At 71.8% G+C, this 6760-nt stretch carries 5 protein-coding genes and 1 pseudogene; 3 read left to right on the top strand and 3 right to left on the bottom strand.

What is annotated here, in order from left to right; translation table 11 throughout:
- Positions 1-1160, bottom strand: a pseudogene (locus TX83_RS19910) (hypothetical protein); the annotation flags it as partial.
- A gap of 19 nt (positions 1161-1179) precedes the next feature.
- A complete protein-coding gene (locus TX83_RS19905; RefSeq protein ID WP_064749728.1) occupies positions 1180-1776 on the bottom strand; it encodes an NfuA family Fe-S biogenesis protein in 597 nt (198 codons plus the stop codon).
- A gap of 140 nt (positions 1777-1916) precedes the next feature.
- On the opposite strand from TX83_RS19905, the gene TX83_RS19900 reads away from it, so the two are divergent.
- Together TX83_RS19900 and TX83_RS19895 are read left to right on the top strand one after the other, a co-directional pair.
- Positions 1917-2258, top strand: coding sequence for a 4a-hydroxytetrahydrobiopterin dehydratase (locus TX83_RS19900; protein ID WP_064749727.1), 342 nt, complete (start codon positions 1917-1919; stop codon positions 2256-2258).
- Between the two features lie 5 nt (positions 2259-2263).
- Positions 2264-2686 (top strand): energy transducer TonB, encoded by a 423-nt coding sequence (locus TX83_RS19895; protein WP_064749726.1) that lies wholly within the window; start codon positions 2264-2266, stop codon positions 2684-2686.
- Positions 2687-2848: 162 nt separating this feature from the next.
- Here TX83_RS19895 and TX83_RS19890 read toward each other — a convergent pair whose 3' ends face one another.
- Entirely contained in the window at positions 2849-3805 is a 957-nt protein-coding gene (locus TX83_RS19890; RefSeq protein ID WP_064749725.1) for an RluA family pseudouridine synthase, read from the bottom strand.
- Between the two features lie 505 nt (positions 3806-4310).
- Between TX83_RS19890 and TX83_RS19885 the strand changes: the two genes are divergently transcribed.
- Positions 4311-6760 (top strand): Rne/Rng family ribonuclease (locus TX83_RS19885; protein WP_064749729.1); only part of this gene is annotated, 2450 nt, incomplete at its 3' end.

Genomic DNA, 6760 nt, shown 5'->3' with positions numbered 1-6760 from the left:
GGCGCGCTCGCCGCCGCGTCCAGGGCCGCGGCGGCGTCCGCCGCGGACGCCGGGAATGCGGGTTCTTTGCTCGGCGCGGGCGTCGCGGCCGCAGGCGCGCTGCTGGAGGCCGGCGCGGCCGACCGGGCAGCCGGTGCGGGCGGGTTCGGCGTCGGAATGTCCGCCACCCGCACCGACGGCGTGACGCTGCGCAGTTGCGGCGCGCTGATCGAGCGGCTCGGCAGATTCACGCTCGGCAAGGCCGGCGCGGGCGTCGGCGCCGGCACCTCGCGCAGCGCGATCTCGCGCGGCCGCGCGCTCAGGCTCGGCGCGGCGATCTCGCGCTGCGGCAGTTCGCGTGCGATCGGCTGCACCGGTGCCGGCACGTCCTGCGACGGCACCGGCCGGGCGGCGGCCTCCAACTGCGGCACGCGCACGCTGTCGTCGACCCGGCGCCGGGTCGGCGGCAGGACGAATTCCTGCGGCGCATCGGGCAAGGCCTTGCTGACCATCACCGGCTGTTCCGCGGTCGGCGGCGGCAACTGCGGTTCCGGCACGTCGCGCTGCGGCACCTCGGGCAATGCCGCCTGCAGTTCCGGCGCCGGCGGCGTCGGTACGTCGGGTTGCGGCGGCGCCGGTTCGGCCGCGGCGGCCTGGGGCGGCGCCTGGGTTTGCGCCGGCGTCGGCTCGGCCGCCTGCTCGCTGGGCTGTTCGCTGGGCTGCTGCGGACCGCCTCCGGGCCGCTGCGGGGTACCGTCGCCGATCAGCTCGACCAGGGTCACGTCCTCGCCGCGCGCCGGCGGCCGGGTGGCGAAATACTGCAGGTACATCAGCCAGATCAGCAGGCCGCCGAAGATCAGATGCCACAGCAGCGAAGTCGAGCCGGCGAACCAGCGCAGGCCGCGCTCTTCGCGCGCCGGCGGATGCCACTCCTGCCGCCACAGCGTCGCGAACGCCTGCCAGCGGTTGAGCGCGGCGGCGCGCGCGGGCGGCTGCGCCAGCGGACGCTGGGCCAGCACGGCGAGCACCGCCTCGGGGGTGGCGCCGGTCACCGCGTCGGCGCGCGCGGGCATTTCGTCCAGCCAATGCTGCCAGCCCGGCGGCAGTTCGCCGGGCGCGCGCCGCGGCGCCAGCCGCAACCGTCGTTGCAGGGCTTCGATGAGCGAGGCGGCGGTGGGCATGGGCTGCGCCGCGCCGCGATCAGGCCGCGCTGTCCCGGCGGATGTACGGCGCGTCGCCGCTGTCGTGGTCGGTGGCGTCGCGCACCGCGGTCACCCCCGGCACCTTGCTCATCAACGTGGTCTCGATGCCCTGCTTGAGGGTCACATCGGCCATGCCGCAGCCGTGGCAGCCGCCGCCGAAGCGCAGCACGACCACGCCGTCGGCGGTCACTTCCTGCACCGCCACGTTGCCGCGGTGCTGGGCCAGCTGCGGGTTGATCTCGTGCTCGACCACCCAATGCACGCGCTCGACCAGCGAGGCCGAGTCGGCCGGCGCCTCGCCCTTGATCTTGGGCGCCCGAATCTGCAGCTGACCGCCGGTGGCGCGGGTTTCGTAATCGATCTCGGCGCCGTCCAGGTAACGCACGCTGTCGGCCTGCAGCCACAGGGTGAAGCCTTCGCAGTCGATCGCCCATTCGTCGCCGTGCAGGTCGGCGGGCTCGGCGAACTCCAGCCGCACGTCGGCGCGCGGCGTGCCCGGATGCACCGCCGACAGGCGCACGCCCAGGCCCGGCAGGGCCTCGCGTTCGATCAGCTTGCGGAAGTGCGCCTGGGCGGATTCGGAAATATTGATCATCGGGCTATTCTAGCGGGGTCGACGCGACCGGAAGTCGCGCGCCCATCCTACGACCGCCGGCGATACGATTCCGTTCAGACGGAACCGGTCGCGGCGCAGACGCATCGCCCGGCCGCCGCGCCGGCCGCCAGGAGTCCGCCATGAACGACCTCATTCCCCTGTCCCAGGCCCATTGCATCGCCCGCCGCGGCAGCGAGCACCGGCTCAACGAGGCGCGCGTGCGCGAACTGCTGCCGCAGGTGCCGGGCTGGGAACTGGCCGAAGACGGCCACGCCCTCACCAAGACTTTCCGCTTCGACGACTACTATCGCACCATGGCGTTCGTGAACGCTCTGGCGTTCATGGCCCACCGCGAGGACCATCACCCCGACCTCGGCGTGCATTACGATCGTTGCGTGGTGCGCTACTCGACCCACGACGTCGGCGGACTGAGCGAGAACGACTTCATCTGCGCCGCCAAGGCCGAAGCCCTGACTGGTTGACTGCCATGACCCTGCACCGTCCGCTGTCCCTCGCCCCGGCGCTGGCCGCCGCCCTGGCCGCGGCCTTGGCCGCCGGCTGCCAGCGCGCGCCCGAGGCGCCGGCGATTCCCTCGACCCCGCTGCGCGCGGTCGACACGCCGCCGCCGGATTACCCGCAGACCATCGGCTGCGACCAGATCGGCGGCAAGGTGGTGCTGCAGCTGACCGTCGGCCCGGAAGGCAAGCCGACCAAGGTCAACGTGCTCGAAGGCAGCAAGGTCGCCGCGCTCGACCAAGCCGCGATCCAAGGCGTGCAGCGCTGGCGCTTCGAAGCCGCGACCCGCAACGGCAAGCCGGTCTCCACCGACATCCAGGTGCCGGTGACCTTCCACGCTCCGGCCGAACGCCCGCCGCATTGCGGCGCCGCGCCCGCCCCGGCCGCCCACTGATCGCATCCGTCGCGCGCGCCCTTGCCGCACAAGTGCGCGACAGGCGCGCCCGCGCGAGCCGGTAGCGCCGCTGCTTGATGGCCGGCATCGCCGCCGGCGGCGCGGTCCGATCGCGCGACAGCAGCCGACGCATCCGCTCTGCCGGCGCCAGGCCCGGAGCGCTCAGCCCAGCCGATCGAGCACTTCGATCAATTCCGGCGCCAGCGGCGCGTTGAGCAGGTACGGCTCGCGCCCCCCGTCGAGGGCGAACTCCAGGGTGGAGGCGTGCAGGAACAGCCGGCGCAGCCCGGCCTGGTCGCGCAGCCGCTTGTTGGCCTCGGCCTCGCCGTACTTGTCGTCCCCGGCCACCGGATGGCCGATGTGCTGGGCGTGGACGCGGATCTGGTGGGTGCGGCCGGTCTCGATCCGGACCTCGCAGTACGACTGCCCGCCGCGCCGCTCCAGCACCTTGAAGTGGCTCAACGAGGGCTTGCCGTCGCGGTGCACCTGGACGTGGCGCTCGCCGCCCTGGCGCAGGCCGATGTGCAACGGCGCGTCGACGCTCATGACCCCGTCCGGCATGCGACCGGTCAGCAGGGCCAGGTAGCGCTTGGATATACCGCCCTCCTCGCGCATCAGCGCCTGCAGCTCGGTCAGGGCCGAGCGCTTCTTGGCCACGATCAACAGGCCGGAGGTGTCGCGGTCCAGACGATGGACCAGCTCCAGCGTCTGGCCCGGACGCAGTGCGCGCAGGGTCTCGATCGCGCCGAAGCTGATCCCGCTGCCACCGTGGCTGGCGACCCCGGAGGGCTTGTTCAGGGCCAGCAGGCGGGCGTCCTCGAACACGATCGCCGCGTCCAGGGCGTCCATGAAGCCCTTGGGCGGGGTCGGTTTGTCGCCGACCTCACTGAGACGGACCGGCGGGATGCGCACCTCGTCGCCGGCCTCGAGCTTGCGCTCGGCCTTGGCGCGGCCCCCGTTCACCCGCACCTGGCCGGAGCGGACCAGCTTGTAGATCAAGGACCTGGGCGCGCCTTTGAGCTGGCCGAGGAGGAAATTGTCGAGCCGCTGGCCGTCGCGGTCGTCGGGCACGCGCACGGTGCGCGCGCCGCTGGGGGCGGGGTTTGCTGATTGGGTCATCCCGAAGCGTTATCTGTTACACTCGCGACGCGAGATAAGGTTTTGATTTCGCTGGGAGTTGTACTGGCCGCCACGCCTGACAAGCGAGCGACTCCGGTACGGGGCCGAAAGCCCCTCCCGCGATTCCGATCCGCGTCTAACCACTGCCCACGGGGCAGCCATGTTAGCAGCGACGGAGCGGCGGAACCGGCCCTCGCCCGGTGGGTCAAACCATCGCGATGAACACCCGTGCGGCGCCAGAGCTTCCGCTCCAGAAGAGCCGGCTCGAAGCTGCCGCCGCCCCGCCCCGAGCGACGTTCGCGTCGCCGGCCCGAAAGATTGGAAAGGTAACAAGCGCTCCCGCGGCGTGCCGTGGTGATGTAGCGCTGGTAGTGGAGGCCTCGCCGGCGCGGCGGGCGGCCCGGATGCGGGCGCCGAACGCGACGGCGCGGACTCAGTTCCCAGATAGCGAAACGCCATGGCGTTCCGCGCGGTAGAGCGCGCGAGGAACGCAACAATGAAGCGCATGCTGATCAACGCGACGCAGGCGGAAGAACTGCGCGTCGCCATCGTCGACGGCCAGAACCTGTACGACATCGACATCGAACAGCCGTCCAAGGAACAGAAGAAGTCCAACATCTACAAGGGCCGCATCACCCGGCTCGAACCTTCGCTGGAAGCCGCCTTCGTCGATTACGGCGCCGACCGCCACGGCTTCCTGCCGCTGAAGGAAATCTCCCGCGACTATTTCCAGCCCGGGGTCGACCACAACAAGGCCGGCCTGCGCGAGCTGCTGCGCGAAGGCCAGGAGATCGTGGTCCAGGTCGACAAGGAAGAGCGCGGCAACAAGGGCGCCGCCCTGACCAGCTTCATCTCCCTGGCCGGCCGCTACATGGTGCTGATGCCGAACTCGCCCACCGCCGGCGGCGTCTCGCGCCGGATCGAGGGCGACGACCGCGCCGCGCTCAAGGAGGCGATGGACAAGCTGAACATCCCCGACGACATGGGGGTGATCATCCGCACCGCCGGCGTCGGCCGCGACGCCGAAGAGCTGCAATGGGACCTGGACTACCTGGTCAGCGTCTGGAAGGCGATCACCGACGCCGCGCTGAGCAAGCAGGCGCCGTTCCTGATCTACCAGGAGTCGCGCCTGATCATCCGCGCCCTGCGCGATTACATGCGCCCGGACATCGGCGAGATCCTGGTCGATACCGACGAGATGTACGCCGAGGCGCGCGAGTTCGTCGAGCAGGTGATGCCGCACAACCTGCGCAAGCTGAAGAAGTACGCCGACGACACCCCGCTGTTCAACCGCTTCCAGATCGAGTCGCAGATCGAGAACGCCTATGAGCGCACCGTGCGCCTGCCCTCCGGCGGCGCCCTGGTCATCGACCAGACCGAAGCGCTGACCGCGATCGACGTCAACTCGGCCCGTGCCACCAAGGGCGGCGACATCGAAGAGACCGCGTTCAACACCAACCTGGAAGCGGCCGAGGAAGTGGCCCGCCAGATGCGCCTGCGCGACCTCGGCGGCCTGGTGGTGATCGACTTCATCGACATGTCCTCGAACCGCCACCAGCGCGAGGTCGAGAACAAGCTGCAGAATGCGCTCAAGCAGGACCGCGCCCGCGTCCAGATCGGCCGCATCTCGCGCTTCGGCCTGCTCGAGCTGAGCCGCCAGCGCCTGCGCCCGTCGCTCGGCGAGTCCAGCCAGCTGGTCTGCCCGCGCTGCGACGGCCACGGCCGCATGCGCAGCGTCGAGTCGCTGTCGCTGTCGATCCTGCGCGTCGCCGAAGAGCACGCGATGAAGGAGAACACCGGCCAGGTGCTGGTGCAGGCGCCGACCGAGATCGCCAACTTCCTGCTCAACGAAAAGCGCCGCGCCCTGCTGGAGATCGAGCAGCGCCACGACGCCCCGATCGTCATCGTCGCCGACGAGCAGCTCGAGACCCCGCACTACGAAGTCACCCGGGTGCGCGAGAACGAGCTCGGCGAAGAGTCCAACAAGCCCAGCTACCAGCGCGGCACCCAGCGCAAGCTGCCGCTGCACGCGCTGACCAAGGCGCACCTGAACATTCCGGACGCGCCGGCGGTGACCAACGTCCGCCCGGCCCAGCCGGCGCCGTTGCGCGAACCGCGCGAGGCCCCGGTCGCGGCCGCCGCGCCCGCCCCGGCCCCGGCGCCCGCACCGGTCGCCGCGCCGACCCACTCGGTCGGCCTGGTCGAGCGCATCCTGCGCATCTTCCGCGGCACCCCGCAGCCGGCCGCACCGGCCGCGCCGGAACCGAGCGCGCGCAACCAGGACGGCCGCGGCCGCGGCGAGCGCAACGAGCGCAACGGCCAGCGCCGCGGCGAACAGCGCAGCAACGGCAAGAACGGCCGCGAGGCCGGCCGCCGCGACGAGCCGCGCCAGGAACAGCGCCGCGACGAAGCGCGTCGCGACGGCAAGCCGCAGCAGCAGAATCCGCAGCAGCAGGGCCAGAAGCAGAAGCAACCGGCACAGCAAGGCCAGCCGCAGCCCAAGCCGCAACAGCAGCAGCAACAGGCCAAGCCGCAGCAGGCCGCCCCGGGCCAGGCGCAGGCCAAGCCGCAGAGCGAAGCGCGGCCGCAGAACGAGGCCAAGCAGAACGAGCCGCGCGCGCAGAACGAAGCCCGCCAGAGCGATCACCGCGCTCAGAACGACAAGGCCGGCGAAGAGCGCAACGTCGCCGCCAACGCCGCGCCGCGTCCGCCCAAGCCGCCGCGCCAGGACGCGCCGGTCGAAGCCGTCGCCGCGGCGGTGGTGCCGGCGGCGATCGTCGCCGCCCAGGCCAGCGCCGGCGCTCCGGTGGCCGCGCCGCTGCCGGCCGTCGATGAAACCCTCGCCAAGACCGAAACCGGCGCGACCGACGCCGACGCCGACAAGCGCGAAGGCGATGCGGCCGACGCCGCCGGCGAAGGCGGCGGCCGTCGCCGCCGCGGCCGTCGCGGCGGCCG

Origin of the sequence: Lysobacter antibioticus HS124 (assembly GCF_000336385.2) — a bacterium.
In the GTDB taxonomy this organism is placed as follows: domain Bacteria; phylum Pseudomonadota; class Gammaproteobacteria; order Xanthomonadales; family Xanthomonadaceae; genus Lysobacter; species Lysobacter firmicutimachus.
The sequence above is the reverse complement of the archived record's forward strand: the minus strand, read 5'-3'. Positions and strand labels throughout refer to the sequence as shown.